General features: G+C 68.6%; 10 protein-coding genes. 2 read left to right on the forward strand and 8 right to left on the reverse strand.

Going from position 1 to position 18,404, the window contains the following annotated elements; genetic code table 11:
* Positions 1-88 precede the first annotated feature (88 nt).
* Positions 89-2,266 carry a glutamine synthetase III gene (locus IT182_04050; GenBank protein ID MCC6162504.1) on the reverse strand — a complete coding sequence of 726 codons (2,178 nt, stop codon included), beginning with the start codon at positions 2,264-2,266 and terminating at the stop codon, positions 89-91.
* A gap of 181 nt (positions 2,267-2,447) precedes the next feature.
* On the opposite strand from IT182_04050, the gene IT182_04055 reads away from it, so the two are divergent.
* Positions 2,448-2,744, forward strand: coding sequence for a hypothetical protein (locus IT182_04055; protein ID MCC6162505.1), 297 nt, complete (start codon positions 2,448-2,450; stop codon positions 2,742-2,744).
* A gap of 181 nt (positions 2,745-2,925) precedes the next feature.
* Here IT182_04055 and IT182_04060 read toward each other — a convergent pair whose 3' ends face one another.
* The 4 genes from IT182_04060 to IT182_04075 form a co-directional block, all read right to left on the reverse strand.
* Positions 2,926-4,872: a hypothetical protein gene (locus IT182_04060; protein MCC6162506.1), complete on the reverse strand. Its 1,947-nt coding sequence runs from the start codon at positions 4,870-4,872 to the stop codon at positions 2,926-2,928.
* Positions 4,873-4,930: 58 nt separating this feature from the next.
* A complete protein-coding gene (locus IT182_04065) occupies positions 4,931-7,321 on the reverse strand; it encodes a DNA topoisomerase IV subunit A (protein MCC6162507.1) in 2,391 nt (796 codons plus the stop codon).
* Positions 7,322-7,404: 83 nt separating this feature from the next.
* Positions 7,405-8,760 (reverse strand): hypothetical protein, encoded by a 1,356-nt coding sequence (locus IT182_04070; protein MCC6162508.1) that lies wholly within the window; start codon positions 8,758-8,760, stop codon positions 7,405-7,407.
* A 3-nt stretch (positions 8,761-8,763) separates the two neighbouring features.
* Complete coding sequence (locus IT182_04075) at positions 8,764-10,200, reverse strand: MATE family efflux transporter (protein MCC6162509.1); 1,437 nt, start codon at positions 10,198-10,200, stop codon at positions 8,764-8,766.
* A gap of 136 nt (positions 10,201-10,336) precedes the next feature.
* On the opposite strand from IT182_04075, the gene IT182_04080 reads away from it, so the two are divergent.
* On the forward strand, positions 10,337-13,234 hold the full coding sequence (locus IT182_04080) for a DUF349 domain-containing protein (GenBank protein MCC6162510.1): 2,898 nt from the start codon (positions 10,337-10,339) through the stop codon (positions 13,232-13,234).
* A 174-nt stretch (positions 13,235-13,408) separates the two neighbouring features.
* Here IT182_04080 and speA read toward each other — a convergent pair whose 3' ends face one another.
* The 3 genes from speA to IT182_04095 are packed head-to-tail and all read right to left on the reverse strand — an operon-like array spanning position 13,409 to position 18,341.
* Entirely contained in the window at positions 13,409-15,358 is a 1,950-nt protein-coding gene (speA, locus tag IT182_04085) for a biosynthetic arginine decarboxylase (protein ID MCC6162511.1), read from the reverse strand.
* Between the two features lie 24 nt (positions 15,359-15,382).
* Complete coding sequence (locus IT182_04090; GenBank protein ID MCC6162512.1) at positions 15,383-15,766, reverse strand: polymer-forming cytoskeletal protein; 384 nt, start codon at positions 15,764-15,766, stop codon at positions 15,383-15,385.
* Positions 15,767-15,788: 22 nt separating this feature from the next.
* On the reverse strand, positions 15,789-18,341 hold the full coding sequence (locus IT182_04095; GenBank protein ID MCC6162513.1) for a hypothetical protein: 2,553 nt from the start codon (positions 18,339-18,341) through the stop codon (positions 15,789-15,791).
* Positions 18,342-18,404 lie beyond the last annotated feature (63 nt).

Here is an 18,404-nt window from a genome sequence, read left to right on the forward strand (position 1 = left end):
ACAAGGCTACACAAAAGCGGCGCGGCGCGCCCCCGGGAATCCCGACGCGCGCCGCGCATGCCGATGGCCGATGGTCGTTCGTGTCGCGCTACTTGATGAACAGCATCTCCCGGTAGGTGGGCAGCGGCCAGTCGTTGGACGGCAGGACGGTCTCCAGCGCGTCGCCCGTGTCGCGCAGGACGTTCATCGCGGGGATGACCTTGTCTCGCATGTACCGCGCGTGCTTCTGCGAGTTGCCGTTGCCTTCGTGCGCGAGCGCCGTGACGAGGGCATCGGTGCGCGTCTTGAGCGCGTCGACCAGCCGCGTGACCTCCACGAGCAGCTTCTTTGCTTCCTTGCTCTGCACACCCGCGGCCTTGCCCGCGGCCACGCTGCCGGCCACCTGCGTGAGATACGTGAGCGCGGCAGGCAGGATGTACCGGTTGGCCATCAGCACCATCGTCTGGGCTTCGATGTTGACGGTCTTGATGTAGGCCTCGAAGTTGATCTCGAGCCGCGCCTCGAGTTCGCGCTTGCTCAGCACCTTGTACGTCTCGAACAGCGTGACCGAGGCCGGCTTGGTGAGCTCGGGCAGCGCATCGACGGTGTTGCGCAGGTTGAGCAGCCCGCGCTTGCCCGCTTCCTTCTGCCAGGCGTCCGAGTAGCCGTTGCCATTGAAGATGATCCGTTTGTGCGCCTTCACCAGCTTCACGAGGAGCTTGCCCACGGCGTCCTCGAGCACGGCGCCCTTCGCCACGGCCTGCTCCAGCTCGGTGGCAACGGCGTCGAGCGACTCGGCCACTGCCACGTTGAGGACGATGTTGGGGAAGGCGATGCTCTGGTTGGACGAAACGGCGCGGAACTCGAACTTGTTGCCCGTGAACGCAAACGGACTCGTGCGGTTGCGATCGCCGGCATCACGCGGCAGCTTGGGCAGCACGTCGACGCCCGTTTCGAGCAGGCCGCCGTGCTCCGCGCTGCGCTTGGCCCCCTTCTCGATCTGCTCGAAGATGCCGGTGAGCATGTCGCCGAGGAAGATCGAGATGATCGCAGGCGGCGCTTCGTTCGCCCCGAGACGATGGTCGTTGCCCGCGCTGGCCACGCTCATGCGCAGCAGGCCCTGGTGCCTGTCGACCGCGCGCAGCACGGCGGCGCAGAAGACGAGGAACTGGACGTTGTCGTGCGGCGTGTCGCCCGGGTTCAGGAGGTTGTTGCCCTCACTGTCGCCCATGCTCCAGTTGACGTGCTTGCCCGATCCGTTCACGCCCGCGAACGGCTTCTCGTGGAGCAGGCAGGCGAGTCCGTGCTTGGGCGCCACGCGCTTGAGCGTCTCCATGACCATCATCTGGTGGTCGGTGGACACATTGGCCTGCTCGAAGATCGGCGCGATCTCGTACTGGCTCGGTGCGACTTCGTTGTGCCGGGTCTTGATGGGCACTCCGATGGCGTAGAGCTCGTCCTCCACTTCGCGCATGCAGGCGAGCACGCGCTCGGGAATCGAGCCGAAGTACTGGTCCTCGAGTTCCTGCCCCTTGGGCGGCTTGGCGCCGAACAGCGTCCTGCCAGCGCCCACCAGATCCGGACGCGCGTAGTAGAAGTGCGCGTCGATGAGGAAGTACTCCTGCTCGGGGCCGCAGGTGGTCATCACGCGGTCCGACGCCGACCCGAACAGCTTCAGGATGCGAACGGCCTGGCGCGACAGCGCTTCGATGGAGCGGAGCAGCGGAGTCTTCTTGTCGAGCGACTCGCCGGTCCAGCTCACGAACGCGCTGGGGATGACGAGCGTCGTGCCCGACGCGGTCTTGTAGATCCACGGCGGACTTGTCGGATCCCACGCCGTGTAGCCGCGCGCCTCGAACGTGGAGCGCATGCCGCCCGACGGGAAGGACGAGGCATCGGGCTCGCCCTTGATGAGTTCCTTGCCGCTGAACTCGGTGACGGCCTTGCCCTCCGGCGTGGGGGCGAGAAACGCGTCGTGCTTCTCGGCGGTGATGCCGGTGAGGGGCTGGAACCAGTGCGTGTAGTGCGTGGCCCCGTGCTCGAGTGCCCAGTCCTTGACGGCTACCGCGACGGCGTCGGCCACCGAGACGTCGAGCGTCTCGCCGCGCGTGATGGTGCGGCGCAGGGCCTTGTACACCGCGCGAGGCAGCTTGATGCGCTGGACGGCGTCACTGAAGACCAGACGGCCGAAGTCGTCGGCGGAGCGAGGAGCGGGGCGAGAGGTCGGACCTGAAACGGCCCAATCCCTGATGGCGCGAATCGCTTCGCGCGACGCAGCTGATCCCATGGATGTCGTGTGCCTCGTGGAGATGAAGACGTTGTCGCTCGGCGCCGGATACGCGTGAACGCGAGGGGAAGTATGCGCCACTCACGGGCTGCTCAGCAAGATCCAGTCAGCGGTTTGCGAAACTTCGAACTTTGCACAACAAAGACTCAAACCCGAACTGGCCGGACGATATCATGCGCCGGTGACGACTCCCTTGACGCCCCGTGAGAAGGCCGCTGAAGATGCCGCGGCGTTCGTGGCCGCACTGCGCACCATGCCGTCTTCGTCCATCGCCATCGAACTCATCGAGCTCGGCGAGCACCTCGAACGCGCCGTGCGCGCCTTCCACATGGAAGCCATCCGGTTCCGCGCCTTCACGATGAGCCGGCTGATCAAGCAGCACCAGGCAGACCTGCCCGCAGAGATCGCGACGCGCATGGACGGGATCCTTCAGGACCTCGAAGCGGCGGGCTTCCAGACCAAATCCGTCTCCGCCTGACCGGAACGGCAATCGGCGGAGCTATCCCACTACCAGGTGTAGACGGTCGTCCACCTTCGCCCTTCGGGCTACGGCGGACAAGTTGTCCGGCAGTCAGTGATCCCCGCCCGCCGGATGGCCTGCCGCGCCGTAGCCTCGGCGGAGGCGGAAATCCGGCGGCTACACCTGCAGGGCAAAGCCCCTAAGGCGGGGGATAGCGATGGTGATACCCGGGGAAGGTTTCGTTGACGGCGGTCCTGTCCGTGCTGCCCGTCAGAGCGGCCACCGCGTCGAGCATGTCGGCCGCGACGTCCCAGCCCGCGGCGTTGGTTTCCTCGTAATGCCCGCGCGCACGCCCTGACGCCTGCCCGTATCGACACGACGCCACGACGGCCTCTCGCGCCCCGCCCTCCGGTAGTGCCGCCAGGGCCTCGGGGTCTTCCGTGATGGCCTTGCACCGCGCACCGGAAACAGCGTCAGTGAAGTCGATGACGCCGGCCGCGTGCAGTCGCGCGCAGGCGTCAGGGGCTGCCGCGGTGTCGGCCACGCACCGCACGCGGAAATCGGCGATCGGCAGTACGTATCCGAGTTCGTCGTTCCCCAGTCCGACAGCCCACTTCCAGCGGCCAGGCAGCATGCGCTTGACGTAACCCGGCGTGCTCATCGACTCGGGCGGCGCGTGCAGCGAGGGCTCCTCATCGGCCCAGCGCGCCGGTGCCGCCCGGATCTCGCGTGGCAAGCCGATCACCAGTTCGCCGGGCACCTCACCCGGCAGGAACGCGATCGTCAGTTCGCCGATTCGCAGCAGGCTCACCGCGCTGTGCAGATGATCGCCCTTCCGGATCGGGCCCACCACCGGATCCTCCTCGCTCTCGCGCCCATCGTCCGGGCACGAGAGCGAGGTCTTTGCACCTGTCGCCGGACAGGCGTACAGATCGCCCGGCATGAAGCCGAGTCCGGGACGCCCACTCGCCGGATCGATGACCGCGAGCTTGCGGAAGCCGATGTGCGACAGGCGGGTGAAGAACGACCGATGGGTGACATCGAATCGTGCCGGCGCGATCGGCACGGCTTCGCCCAGCGCTGCCTCGACGGCCACGCCCAGTTGTTCGCCGATCACGATGGCTTTCCTGAAATTGCGGACCAGGAAGTCGCGGCCTGCCGAGCCCGGTGGCACGGCACTGGCCGGCGGCGTGTAGCCGTTGCCGAGCGGGGCGCGCTCGCCGACCTCCCACACCGGCACGTCGAGCGGTGATGCCATGGCGCCAATCGCGCCGTTCACGTAAAGCACTTCGCCGCCGAGCCGTCGTCCGAGCCAGCGCGCGAGCGCCCCTGGAAAATCGGCCGTCAGGTAGCGGCCCTCGGCACTGCACGTCTCGGCGTTCCAGTCAAGCGTGCGGCACGCGGCGGCAATCCGCTCGCGTGGCGGCGACCAGTTCAGCGTGCTCTCGGGATGGTTCGCCCAGTTCACCACCGTGGCGATGACGCGGCCGTCTGTCGCGCGCGCCTGGAGCACACCGAGCGACGGGTCGAATACCCGCAGGCCCGCGAGGTCGCTGGCGCCGAAGTAGTGCACGCCTTCACCCACGCGGAGTGTTGCGGGCTCCAGGCGTGCCACTGCCTCGCCAACCGCGTCGCGCGCCTGCTCGAGGAAGAAGCGGTACCACTCAGGATTGACGGCAAATGCCGTGTCCGGGCCGTGATGGTTGTGCGTGGCGTGCACGAGTACCTCGACGCGATCGGCGCGGGCATCGGGCAGCACCTCACGCACCATGCGCCGCAACTCTTCGACGTCCTGCCGCAGGATCATGTACACGTCTGCCGACACGACGACAGCAACGCGATCGGCATCTGATCGCTGCAGCGCCAGCGCACGCACCCGAAGGTCGTCGCGCACCCAGTGCGCGTCCGGATTTCCGTTGCCGACGGCAATCGGGCCCTGATCGAACTGTTCGGCGAAGACGCCCGGATCGTCGGCATCGGCGTCGAGTGGAAGTCGCTCCGGAGCCGCATAGCCGTGTCCCGCATCCACGGTAGGCAGCACGGAGCGACTCGACGCGCCGGCGAGCCACCCGACGCTCGGAGGCGGTGCATCACGTGTATCGCACGCCGTCGCGAGGACGCACAGACAGACGAGGGCGAGTCGCATGCGGGGAATCGTATCCCGACGGCAACCGGCAATCGGCAACGCGCAACCGGTTGCGCCGTCAGCTGTCGGTGGGGCCGACGACCTGCGGCGCCGGTGGCACGACGCGGGTGAACGAACCGCGCTGCAGCAATTCGCGGCCCTTGCCGCCGCGTGACGTGACGTCGTACTTGGCCGTACTCACGGTCTGCTCCGCGCCGCGGGATGTCTCGACCACCATCAGGTCACGATCCCCCTTCGACGCGACGAAGCCGAGGAGCCGATCCTTCTTCTCGTCGATCTTGATCAGGATGACGCCGCGGCCCGGCCCGGACAGGACGTTCACCTCTCCGCACGGACACAGCATCGCGCGCGCCTCGCGCGTCGCGGCGATGATCGTCTCGTCGCCGGTGACCTGTGCGACGCCCACGACTTCGACTCCGTCGGGCAGCTTCACGAATTTGCGGCCGGCGCGTGTGCTGGGCTCGATGTACGGTGCGAGGCTGAAGCGCAGCGCATAGCCATCGGACGTCGCCGCGAAGGCGTGTCGCGCGGGTGTCTCGCCCTCGCGTGCGGGCTGCATATCCGGACTCACGCGCTCGTCGAGACTCATCACCGCGATCACACGCTCGCCGTCCTTGAACTTGAACTGCCGCTGCACCGGCTCGCCATAGCCGGTCGACGCGGGGACGTCGATGAACCGGCACGTATAGGCCACGCCGTGCGTGGTGAAGAGCACCAGCGTCGCGCGGGTGCTGCCGCCGACAGCCGCCAGCACCTCGTCGCCTTCACGCAGGCGCGTGGTGGAGAGGTCCTTCACGTCCTTCTGCCGCTTGATCCACCCATCGCGCGAGACGATGACGATGTTGTCTTCGTCGATGATGAAGGCCTCGGCGTCGTACTCGACCAGATCTTCGTCGCTGGCAAACGTCGTGCGCCGGCGGTCGGCGCGCGTATCGCTGTAGACCTTCTGGACCTCGGCGATCTCCTCGCGGACCAGCGCCCAGCGGCCAGCCTCGTCGGCCAGCAGCGCCGCGATCTCCGCCTGTCGCTCGCGCTTGTCGGCCAGCTCACGCTGGATGATCAGGATCTCGAGGCGCGCGAGCCGGTACACCTTCAGTTCGAGGATCGCGTCGGCCTGTTCGGCATCGAGGCCGAACTTCGCGATGATCTTCGTCGCCGCATCGGCCTTGCCGTCGGACGCGCGCACGATCGCCAGGATCGCGTCGAGCGCGTCGAACACCTTCTCGAAGCCTTCGAGGATGTGGACACGCCGCGCGAGCGTCGCTGCTTCGTGCTCGAGACGCCGGCTCACCACGTCCATCCGGAAGTGGAGGAAGTGCCACAGCATCGCCTTGAGGTCGAGGCGCTCGGGTCGGCCGATGTCGTCCTGCTCGGTAGGGATGAGGCACGTGAGGTTCACGCCGAGACTCACCTGCAGCGGCGTGTGCTTGCACAGATACGCCATCACGAGCGCCTCGTCGGCGTCGCGCTTGATCTCGATCTCGACGCGGATGTCGTCGGTGCTCACGTCGCGCACGTCGAGCAGCGGCGGCAGCTTGCGCGACAGGACGATGTCGGCGATGCGCGTGACGAGCTCTGACTTGTCGACGGTGTACGGGATCGCGGTGATCGTGACGACCTTGCTCGACCGGCCGACCTCGCCTGATTCCCACGTGCCGCGCAGGCGGATCGCGCCGCTGCCCGTCCGATAGATCTCCTTCAGTTCGTCCGGCGAATTGAGGATGCGGCCGCCGGTCGGGAAGTCCGGCCCCTTGATGTAGCGGCACAACTGGATCGTCGTGAGCTCGGGGTTGTCGATGAGGCGCAGCAGCGCCGTGCACACCTCGCCCAGGTGGTGCGGCGGCACATTGGTTGCCATGCCCACGGCGATGCCCATCGCGCCGTTGATGAGGAGCGTGGGGACGCGCGACGGCAGCACCACGGGCTCGGTCCGCGTGCCGTCGTAGTTCGGACGGAACGGCACTGTGTCCTGGTCGAGCTCGGTGAGCAGCTCGTCGCTGAGGCGCGCGAGGCGGCACTCGGTGTAGCGCATCGCCGCGGCGCCGTCGCCGTCGAGCGACCCGAAGTTGCCCGAGCCGTCGATCAGCGGATAGCGCAGCGAGAAGGGCTGCGCCATGCGCACGAGCGTCTCGTAGAGCGCGCTGTCGCCGTGCGGATGGTAGTTGCCCATCACGTCGCCCACCACCTTGGCACACTTGCGGTGCTTGGCGTCGGCGGTGAGGTTCTGCTGCCACATCGTGTAGAGGATGCGGCGCTGCACGGGCTTGAGCCCGTCGCGCACGTCGGGCAGCGCGCGCGACGTGATGACCGACAGGGCGTAATTGAGGTAGCGCGCCTGTGCCGCTTCGTGCAGCGCCACGGCGGTCTCGCCCGGGCCCGTCGGCGGAGCCGGCGGCAGGCCGTTGTCGGGCGAGTCAGGGATGTCGAAGAGAGACGGTTCGTCGGACACAGCCCTTCAGCCTACCCGAACGGCGGCGCCAGGACACACCCGCCTTCGCCCCTCGGCGCTACGGCGCGGCGAGCCTTGGCGTGCTACGGCTCTGTCGGGGCGACGCTGGCCATCCAGGTCTTGTAGTCCGTGTACCCGATGTCGGCCTGCCTGGCGCGGGCGCGGGCGACCAGCGCGTCGGCTTGCGCGGCGGGCAGCGGCGGGTGGTCGGCAAGGTGGCTCAGTACGTGCGCCGTGACGGCTTCGGCCCTGTTGCGCGCGCCATCGGCCATGCCGTGCAGCGAGCGTTCCGCGTCCTCGTCCTGCACGCCGAGATAGTGCTCCACGAGATGATGCGCCACGTCCTTGGCGTGATGCTCCGACGCCTTGATGTTGCCGCGCCCCGTCACCACGTTGCCCACGCCGAACACCCCCGGCACCGGCGCATACGCGCCCGTCTCCCAGTTCGCGTAGTCGTAGAACGTGCCCTTGACCGCGATGCCCGGCAGCGGCTCGGGAAGACTTCCGATGGCGCTCACCACGAGCCGGCTGCGCAGTTCGAAGGGCTGGTGGTCCAGCGCCACGGCCTTGCCGTCGCGCATCTCCGTTTCCACGAACCGCACGCCCGCCACCGCATCGTCTTCGATCAGCAGGTCGACGGGCAGCGCCATCGGCCGCATCCGGAACAGGAACTTCTCCTGGGCCTTCGCGAGCATCTTCCGGCGGACCGCTTCGATCTTCAAGAGCTGTTCGGGCGTGGCGTTGGGTGGGGCCGACGCGAGCGGCATGTCCTCGACGCGGCGGCGATAGACGAGCCAGCTGTCCTCGACGCTCAGACTGCGCGGGTCATCGATGCCGTGCGCCTGACAGGTCGCCGGGATGCCCGCGTGCTCGAGGTCGTACATGGACACGTCGATCCCGCGCGCGGCGAGCGCGCGTCCGTACAGTTCGAGCTGGAACACCTTGACGACGTCGATCGACGCCAGGCCGCCGCCGATGCAGATCGCCCCCGGCGGGACGTCGAAGCGTGGTCCGGTGTAGCTGGCTTCCGCCGCGTGATTGAACCAGTAGATGAACGGGTTCTGGTACACGAGCCCGCGTCCCACCCAGCGCTCGGCGTCTGGGACATCGAGCGGACGATCGCGCCACGCGCCGTTGGCCAGCAGAATCGCGCTGAAGCCCCACGTGATCACGTCGTCGAACTGGAGTTCGACGCCGAGACGGGTACGCGGCACGACGTGGACGCCCGGCCTGTCGAGGCGCGCGTCGATGTGCCGGTACTCGAGCAGGCGCTGATCGCGATGCCATCGCGGAAGTCCGTCCTCGATCTTCCCGTACGGACGGACGTTCTGCTCGAAGACCACCACCTCCACGCCGCTGTCGGCGAGGATCGCCGCCGCCGTCGACCCCGCGCTCGCCCCACCGAAGATCGCCACCACGTGCCTGTTCGCGTCGCCCATCGCTTACGTGACCTCCTGTCGCGATGCGCCGGGACTCCTGTGCCCGACGTCCACGACGATGCGTTGCCACTTGCCCTGGCGGAACCGGAAGATCGACAGCAGACAGCGCGTCAGGTGCCCGGCCACGATGGCGCGCCAGATGTCCACGGGTTCGAACGTGCCGGTGCGCTGGAAGATGACACACAACCCCAACGGCACGAACACCTGCGAGACGATCGAGATGTACATGGGACTGCGCGTGTCTCCGGATCCCTGCAGCGCGCCGGTGTAGGCGAGCGCCACGGTGACAAAGAGACCCGAGATCGCGAGGTGTCGCAGCAGGCTGCGCGCGATCGTCCCCGTGGTCGGATCGCTCACGCCGAAGATGCCGAGGAGCGGCCCGGGGATCGTGAGGAAGAGGAGGCCCACGCCGAGCGCGACGCCGAGACCGATGCGCGCGCTCACGTTCACCGCCTGCCACGCCCGATCGAGCCTGCCTGCCCCGAGGTTCTGGCCGACGACGGCGGCCGTCGCGCCCATCAGGCCGACGGACGTGAACGTGATGAGCGAGAACAGCTCCGTGTACGCGATCGCGAACGCCGCCTGCGCGTGCGCGCTCTCTGGCAGCGCGCCGATGAACCGGAGCAGGAACACGCCGCCGATGTTCATCGCCACGCCCTGGAAGCCGGTGGGCAGACCGAACTTGAACAACTGCCTGATGATGGCCCAGTCGGGACGCAGCGCCGTGATGTCGGGCAGGTGGATGGCCGCCGTCGGCGATCGCATCACCATGATGCCGAGCCCGGCCACGATGAGCGACGCGAGGACGGTGCCCATCGCGGCGCCTGTCGCGCCGAACGCGGGGATCGGGCCGGCACCGCGGATCAGCACCACGTTGAACACGATGTTCAGCACGGTGAGCAGGATGCCGAGACGCAGCGGCGTGCGTGGATCCCCTGCCGCGCGGAACGCGCCACCGAGCAGGAAGAACGTCAGCAGGCCGATGCCGCCCACGAACATCAGGCGCAGGAACGGCAGCGCGACGTCGCGCACTTCCTGCGTCGCGTTGACAAACAGCAGGAGTTGCGGCGAGAGCAGGTATCCGACGGGCGCCATGATGCCGCCCGCGAGCACGAACGACACGAGGAAGGCCTGACCGACGGTTCGGTCGACGGCCTCGCGATCGCCGGCGCCCGCAAAGCGCGCTACCAGCACGCCCATGCCCGCATACAGCGAGCTGATGAAAACGATGACGACGAGGAAGATCTGCCCGCTGACGCCGATGGCCGCGTTGGCCGTGTAGCCCACGAAGTGGCCGACCATCGCGTGGTCGATGATCCCCTGCAGGCCGCCCAGCACGTTCTGCAGCATCGTCGGCCAGGCGATGCGCCAGACCGCGCGTCCGAGGGAGCCCTCGATGATCGATCGGTCGAAGTGCGCTGGTCGTGGCGGTGGCGGCATGTCGGCTTCGCGACCGCCCGGCTGCCTCGAGCCAGCGAGGCGCGTGGTGGCAGAACGTCGGGAGGTGCGGGTAGACTACCGTTTCTGTCGCGCGGCCGCCAGCCGTGCCCGTATCCTTCCGGAGAACGCAGTAGCCATGTCCTTGTTCGATCGCTTTCGGCAGCCCAAGTGGAAGCATGCCGACCCGGCCGTCCGGCTCGAGGCGGTCAACGAGCTGGGTGACGACGCGCAGGACGTCCTCGCCACGCTCGCTCGTGAAGATGCCGACGCCGCCGTCCGGCGACGTGCCGTGGCGCGCGTCGAGGACATCGGCGTGCTGGCCGCCGTCGCGCGCGGCGACCTCGATGAGGGCGTGCGTGCCGAGGCGCGCAAGTTCCTCATCGATCTCGCCGGTGACGGCAGCGACGAGTCGTCGGCACTCGCGGCCCTTGCCGGTCTCGACGATGAGCGCGATCTCGCCACCATCGCGAGAACGACAGACGTGGAAGGCATCGGCCTGGCGGCGCTGCGTCGCGTGGCCACGCCGCGCCTCGTCGGCAGCATCGCGGGGCGTGCCACGGGTGGCGGCATCCGTCTGGCGGCGCTCGCGCTGATCGCCGACCCCGCCGAGCGGCTCCTCGTCGCCCTGAACAGCGAGCACAAGGACGTCGCGCTGTCGGCGCTCGAATCGCTGTCGGACGCCGAAGCGCTCGATCAGGTCGCCAATCGCGCGCGCAACAAGCTCGTCGCACGACGGGCACGTACGCGGCTGCGTGAGCAGCAGGAACCCGTCGCGGTGGAGACAACGGCGCCCGTGGGCGAGTTGAGCCGGGAGCGCCTGTGCGAGATGGTGGAAGGCCTGGCGCACGAGTCGCGCGCCGACGCCATCCAGGCGCCGCTCGACGCGGCCATCGACGCGTGGCAACAGCTCGCCGCAACTGTGGATACGACGTCGCCGGTCCTGCAGTCGCGATTCGACGCCGCCGTGGCGGGAGCCCGCGCGCACGTGGAGTCCCTGCGAGCCGCCGTCGCGGCCGCGCAGGCCGAAGCCGATGCGCGTGCGGCCAGGGATGCGCCGCGCGCCGACGTGTGCCAGTCGCTCGAGGACTACGTGGGCGACGACATCGAAGACGCGGTGACGGCGGCGCAGGCGGCATGGGGTGCCCTTGATGCCGAGCACGAACCCGGCACCGACGCCGTGAACCAGCGCTTCCTGGCGGCGATCGCCCGTCAGCGTGCGCGCCTGGCGGCACGGCTCGCCGATGCCGAACGCCACGCGCAACTGGCCACGATCGCTGATGAGGCCGAGCGTCTGTCGAGCGTCGACGACCTGGCAGCCGCGCACAAGCAGTGGGCCGATCTGCTCAGGCGATGGACGGGACTGGCGCAGGACGGCGCGGCTGTCGATCCGGTGCTCGTGTCGCGCGTGAAGGCCGCCGAGAGCGCGATCGCGTCGCGCACCGCGGCCCTGCGCGAACAGGAGGGCGCCACGCGCGCCGCCAATCTCGAACGGGCGCTCACCGCGTGCGACAGGCTCGAAGCCGTTGCCGCGCGGGAGCAGCTGCCGCTCAAGGACGCCGATCAGGCCCGGCGCGACGCACGCACGACGGCCGAGCAGCTCGGGGCGTTGCCGTCGCGCGACGACCAGACGGCCATCGTCGAGCGGCTGAAGAAGGTGCAGGCGCGCCTGATGGATGTGGTGCGGGATCTCCGCAGCACAGACGACTGGAAGCGCTGGGCCAACGCCACCGTGCAGCAGGAGCTGTGCGAGAAGATCGAGGCGCTCGCGCAGGTCGAGGCATTGCCCGACGTCGCCAAGCGCCTGAAGGACCTGCGGCAGGACTGGAAGCAGGCGAGTGCCGGGCCTCGCGGGGCCGAAGGCGATGCGCTGTGGCAGCGCTTCAAGGCGGGCGCCGATGCGGCGCAGGTGCGCGTGGACGGCCACTACGCGCAGCGCGCCGTCGAGGACGCGGCCGTACTCGCCGAGAAGACGCAGCTGGCCGAACAGGCAGAGGCGCTGTCCGAGTCCAGCGAGTGGCTCAAGACCGCCGACGCCCTCAAGGCGCTGCAGCAGCGGTGGAACACGCTGGGGCACGCCACGCGTGGTGAACAGGGGAAGGCCATCACCAACAGGTTCCGCGCGGCGTGCGATCGGTTCTTCACGCGTCGCAAGGAAGACCTCAACCAGCGCAAGGACGTGTGGAGCGCGAATCAGGCGGTGAAGGAAGACCTGATCGCGAAGGCCGAAGCCGTGGCCGAGACCACCGACTGGCAGGCGGGCGTCGAGACGATCAAGGCGCTCCAGGCCGAGTGGAAGGCGAGCGGTCCCGTCAAGCGGCAGAAGTCGGAGCAGTTGTGGCAGAAGTTCCGCGCCGCCTGCGATCGCTTCTTCGACCGCTACAAGAACCGCCACGCGGCGGAGTTCGACAGCCGTCGCGTGACGCGTGAGCAGGCGCTGACCGATTTCGAGTCGCTCGCGTCCGGACAGGACGAGTCCCTCGACGGTGCAACCGCACTCACGCGCGCCGAGCAGGCGTGGCAGGCGTGGCGTGTGGGACCGCCGCTGCCGCGCGACATCGTGACGCCGATGCAGGAACGATTCGCGACGGCGACACAGTTGCTCGTCGATCGCTATCCAGACGCGTTCCGCCGATCGTCGCTCGATCCGGAGGCGACGCGCGCCCGCATGCAGGAGCTGGTGCAGCAGGTGGAACAACTCGGGTCGTCGCCGCAGGCCGCCCCGCAGGCTGCAGTGCAGGCCGCGCCGGCGGCAGCACTCGCCACGATGCTGAAGGAGGCGCTCGCCTCCAACACGATCGGCGGGCGTGTGGACGATCAGACCAAGCGTCGCGCGGCCCAGGAGTCCGTGCGCGTGGCGCGTCAGTCATGGAGCCGGCTCGGCCCCGTGAGCGGAGACGATGTCGCGGAGTTGGAGCGGCGCTTCGCCGTGGCCTGCCGGCGCTTCGACGACCCGCGCGACGACCGCAACGACCGCGGGGGCGAACGTCGCGGCGCCCGTCCGCCACGCGGACCACGCCCACCCGCCCGCGCCTGACCGCCGGGCAGAAGTTTTGCCCGCAACCGCGGGGGCGACGTATGCGTCGCCCCCGCGTCACCGTCCTCCACGCCCGGGCTCGGAGAGCCGCCCTGGCAACGGCCACAGAACGGAAGACCGGCTACTGCTACAGATGGTAGGGCCGGCACTCCGAGCCCGGCCCGTGATACCGCGTCAGCGGGGATCGTTCGGGTCTTCGAGGTAGGTGTAGCCGTGCAGGCCTTCTTCGTAGAAGCGCAGCAGGCGTCCTGACTCGAGGTAGTCGAGACGGCCGGCGCGGACGGCGGCCTCGACGTCCATCCGCATCTTCGCCACCAGGTGCTCGACGTCGAACTCCACGTAGTCGAGCACTTCCTTCACCGTGTCACCCTTGATCACGGCGTCGAGCACCACTTCCTCCTTGTCGTTCAGGCTGACGTGCACCGCATGCGTGTCGCCGAACAGATTGTGGAGGTCGCCCAGGATCTCCTGGTAGGCGCCGACCATGAACACGCCGAGCAGGTACGGCTCGTCCTTGATCGTGTGCAGGGCGAGTGTCTTCTTCACGTCGCGGCGATCGATGAACTGATCGATCTTGCCGTCCGAGTCGCACGTGATGTCGCCGAGCACGGCGTGCTGCGTGGGCCGTTCGCCGAGCCGGTGGATCGGCATGACGGGGAAGAGCTGCCCGATCGCCCAGCTGTCGGGGATCGACTGGAACAGCGAAAAGTTGCAGAAGTACGAATCAGACAGCAGTTCGTCGAGCGATTGGAGATCCTCCGGGACGTGATCGAGTCCGGAGACCAGCTTCTGCAGCTTCACGCAGATGTGCCAGTACAGGTTCTCGGCGTGACACCGCTGCGCGAGCGAGAGATATCCGGCCGAGAACAGGTTCATCGCCATGTCGAGCGCGGCCTGCGCGTCGTGATAGCTCTCGAGGGCGTTGCGCGCGTTGAGGTTACGCAGCGTTTCGATCAGATCGTTGACGGGTTGCTCGAGGTCGTCGCTGACCTCGGTCGGGACGTGCTCCTCGCCGAACTCCGACACACCGAGCACGTTGAAGACGAGCAGGCTGTGGTAGGCCGCGATGGCGCGGCCGCTCTCGGACACGATCGTGGGGTGCGGCACGCCCGTCTCGTCGCACACCTGCTGCAGGTGGTACACCACGTCGTTGGCGTACTCCTGCAGCGTGTAGTTCATGCTCGACTCGAAGTTGGTTTGCGAGCCGTCGTAGTCCACGCCGAGGCCGCCGCCCACGTCCATGTACTCGAGACCGGCACCCGCCTTGGACAGCTCGCAGTAGATGCGCGCCGCCTCGACAAGCGCGCCCTTCACGATCCGGATGTTGGGGATCTGGCTGCCGAGATGGAAGTGGAGCAGCTTGAAGCAGTCCTCCATCCCGCGCGATCGCAGCTCCTCGAAGCCGCGCATGATCTCGGTAACGGTGAGCCCGAACTTCGAGCGATACCCGCCCGAGCTCTGCCAGCGACCGGATCCGCGCGCGGCCAGCTTCACGCGGAACCCGATCTGCGGACGCACGCCCACCTTCTCGGCGTACTCCAGGATCAATCCCAGCTCGGTGTACTTCTCGACGACGGGGATGATGTTGCGCCCGATCTTCTGGGCGAGCATCGCCATCTCGATGAACTCGGCGTCCTTGAAGCCGTTGCAGATGATCGGCGTGTCGTTTGACGCGAGCGCCGCCACGGCCATCAGTTCAGGCTTGCTCCCGGCCTCGATACCGAAGCCATACGGCCGCCCGAACTCCAGCACCTCTTCGACGACCTGTCGCTGCTGATTGACCTTGATCGGATACACGCACGCATAGCGGCCCGTGTACTGGTGCTGCTGGATCGCGGCCTGGAAGGCGCCGTGGATGTCGCCGAGCCTGTGCTGGAGGATGTCCGGGAAGCGCACCAGGATGGGCAGCGTGATGCCGCGCATCTGCAGGCGGTCCATCAACTCCTTCAGATCGATCGCCCGCGATCGTGCCTTCGTCGGGTGGACGAGGACGTGCCCGTTCTCGCCTATCGAGAAGTAGCCGTTGCCCCACCGATCGATGTCGTACAGCTCCGTCGCGTCGGCGACGGTCCAGGCATCAGTGGCGCTGGTGCCCGGCAGGGCACGCGGGGAGACCGTGGTCATCCGGACATGATAGGGCACAGCGCGTCAACGCTGCTTGCGGTATTGCGCTACGCGCACTGCGGCGTCGACGCTGCGCGTCTCCACCCGCGCGTTGACCACCGCCCCCTCGTCGAGCGCCACGCGCGGGGCGGCGATCTGTCCATCGACGCGGGCACCGGCACGGATGTCCACGATCTCGGTCCCGGTCAGCTTGCCGCGCGCCTGACCGCACACGGTGAGGTCCCGCGCCAGGACGTCGGCCTCCACGCGCGCGCCGCTCTCCACACGCACGCAGTGGTTCGGCACCGCGATGTGTCCACGGACCGTCCCGCGGATCTCGAGATCCTCGCCAGTGTCGATGGAGCCGGTGATGAGGAGGGTCGAACCGATCACGGAAGGACGCACGTCAAGGGACGGAAGCGAAGACACGACAGACATCGTAGCTGAAGGATCAGGAAATCACGCGCAGCTGACGGACGAGTATGCCGAGTGTCCGGTTGTCCACAGGCGGTTGCACGACGGTCCCGACAGACAACGTCAACGTGTTCTCGCCCGCGCGCAACACCTCGACCGGAAGAGCGATGTCGGCCGCGCCTTCCAACTCGGTCCGCAGGACCTGTCCGTTGAGGCGCACCGTCACGGGCTGCGCGCCGGTCGGGAGATGCGCGCCAGTGACGTCGAGCGTCAGCGTGACGGGCATCTGGCGGGCCAGGCGGAAGACCGCAACCGCGTCGGTCCGCGCCGTCCACTGGAACGTCTGTCCGTGTACGCGTTCGGCGCCGTGCCAGCCTTCGGCGGCCCACACCACGATCTCGCGCGCCGTGCGGTCGTCGACAGCGTCGTCGTGGCCGAGGAGCAGCCTGTCGCCGGGCGCGGCCGTGGCGCACACGAGTCGCGTCTCGGGATGGTGGCCGGGAGCCGGAAGCCGGACCAACCACGCGTCCGGCGAGACACCGGCCGTCACGACGACCCGGTGCGCTGACTGGACCACGCGCGGAACCACGCGTACGCGCGTCATCCAGCGCCCCGTGCCCGTCGGCTCGGAGACGCCATCCTCGGCCTGCACCTCTCGCAAGCGCCGCACGTCATCGGCCTGCTGCGTGTCGAACGTGTCGGCGATCCACGTGCCGGCCGACTGCGGCGGTGAGAACCCCGACACCGATACCGCCGGCGGTTCCGCAGACGCCAGGTACAGCACGAGCGGTCGTCGAGACGAGGCACCGACGACAGGTACGCCAAGGCGATGCGCGTGCAACGGCACGTGCGTCCAGCCGAGCGACGCGTCGACGCAGGCCGGCCTGCCGCCGAGCGCCACCTGCCGCCACGCGGCATGCTGCTGGAGGGAGACTGGCAGGCCAGGTGCCGGGGCACCCACCGCGCGCAGGGCCACCGCCCCCGTCCCATCGATAACGGCAAGGGCCGCGTGCCGACTCGAGGCAAGTGTCTGCGGGGGCGTGGCAACCATCGTCCGCCCGGCGTGTGCGTCCACCGCCACCGGCAGCGTGCGCGCGCCAAGGCGATCGCCAGGCTGTCGCGTGAACTCGACGCCGTCGCGGCCCATACGTACGTCGCCGTCCCCATCCGTCCGCGCGATCACGGCCAGCGCGGGCGCGCCGACGAGGCTGTCGCGCTTCACCGACACGCGTGCGGCTGCCGGTGCCGCTTGCGTCCCGAACCACGGGACGGCTTCGGGCGCCACGGCCAGAGCGACGAGTTGATCGGCACGGAGGTCCTGCAATACGGCCGACAATGGCGCAGAGACAGGTCGTTGGTCGGTGTCGTATCCGAGCGACTCGATGCGCGGAATCGTGTCGCCAAGCGCGCGGACCGACACGCCAGCCGCGAGGCAGCCATCGAGCGTCGCGGGACTTGCCGGAATCGGCCGCGCGCGGGCCAGCCGCAGCCGTCGCGTCGTGGTCGCATCGTCACTCGCCACCAGTCCGTCGCGCCATGTCGGGGCCACCGCGCGCGTGACGTGACGCATGCTGCCCGCCCATGGCGTCGGTTCGACCGTCGCGTGCCGCAGGACGGGTATGGCCACGGCCACAATCGCGGCCGTCGCAACGCCGGGTGCGTGTACGCGCGTGCCGTCGCCGGCCAGCAGTCGCGCGAGCCCGAGCCCGAACCACACAGCCCACCACGCCACCAGGACCTGCGCGAACGCGACCGACGGCAGCAGACCAGCCGCCACCGCGCCACCGCCAAGAAGCAGCGTCGCGAGTGTCGGTCCGCGCAGGAGGGCTGTCGCTCCCGCCGCGCGGGCCAGACCCCATGCGGCCACCGCCACGCCGAAGACGTGGACGTCGCCAAGAACGATCGTCGCCGCGCCTCGCAGCGCGAGCCACGGACTGGCGTCGGCGACAAGACCGGGGCGCAGCACGTCGCCAATCGCTGCCAGCCACATGTCCGCATCGAGGCACGCGATCGACTGCCACGCGTAGGCCAGGATGACACCCTGCACGCAGCAGGCCGCGATCAAGACGATCGCGCCGGCGACCACTCGCGCGCGAGTCGACTGCCAGTGCGCAGCCAGCAGCGGGACGAGGCCCCAGGCAGCAGCAGGAGCCAGCAGTATGGCGAGCACGGCGAGTGTTACGCGCCGGCGTGCGGTTCGTGCATCGGTGGTCAGCGCGAGGATGGCCGCCGCGGCGACGAGTGTCGCGAACGCGTCGTGCCCGAGAGCGAGCGAACTCCACACCGATCGCACGGCGGCCAGGCTCAACGCCACGGCAACAGCCACGACGGCAGGCACGCCGACGCGCAACAGCGTCGCGAGCGTGCACGCGGCGATGAGCACGAGCAGGACGGCGCTGGGTGCCGCGAGATCGGGTGTGATCGGTGCGTGGATGTCGAGCAGATCGACGGCGAATGCCGCGGGCGCCAACGCGCGGACATGCGCGAACCATGGTGTGACGCCGTCGGGCCACGCCGCGGGCTGCCGCGTGTCGAGACACCACAATCCGGCCGCCAGCACGAGCAGCAGGGCGATGAACGATCGCACCACGACGGACGACCTGACTGTCGAGAGGGACGGCACGGGATTTCGCGAAACGGACGTGTCTGGAGC

The organism is Acidobacteriota bacterium, assembly GCA_020845575.1.
Classification (GTDB): Bacteria; Acidobacteriota; Vicinamibacteria; order Vicinamibacterales; family Vicinamibacteraceae; genus Luteitalea.

Coding starts and splice junctions, on each gene's coding strand:
- IT182_04050 (MCC6162504.1), bottom strand. CDS start 2,266: ATGGGATCAGCTGCGTCGCGCGAAGCGATTCGCGCCATCAGGGATTGG.
- IT182_04060 (MCC6162506.1), bottom strand. CDS start 4,872: ATGCGACTCGCCCTCGTCTGTCTGTGCGTCCTCGCGACGGCGTGCGAT.
- IT182_04070 (MCC6162508.1), bottom strand. CDS start 8,760: ATGGGCGACGCGAACAGGCACGTGGTGGCGATCTTCGGTGGGGCGAGC.
- IT182_04075 (MCC6162509.1), bottom strand. CDS start 10,200: ATGCCGCCACCGCCACGACCAGCGCACTTCGACCGATCGATCATCGAG.
- IT182_04080 (MCC6162510.1), top strand. CDS start 10,337: ATGTCCTTGTTCGATCGCTTTCGGCAGCCCAAGTGGAAGCATGCCGAC.
- speA (MCC6162511.1), bottom strand. CDS start 15,358: ATGACCACGGTCTCCCCGCGTGCCCTGCCGGGCACCAGCGCCACTGAT.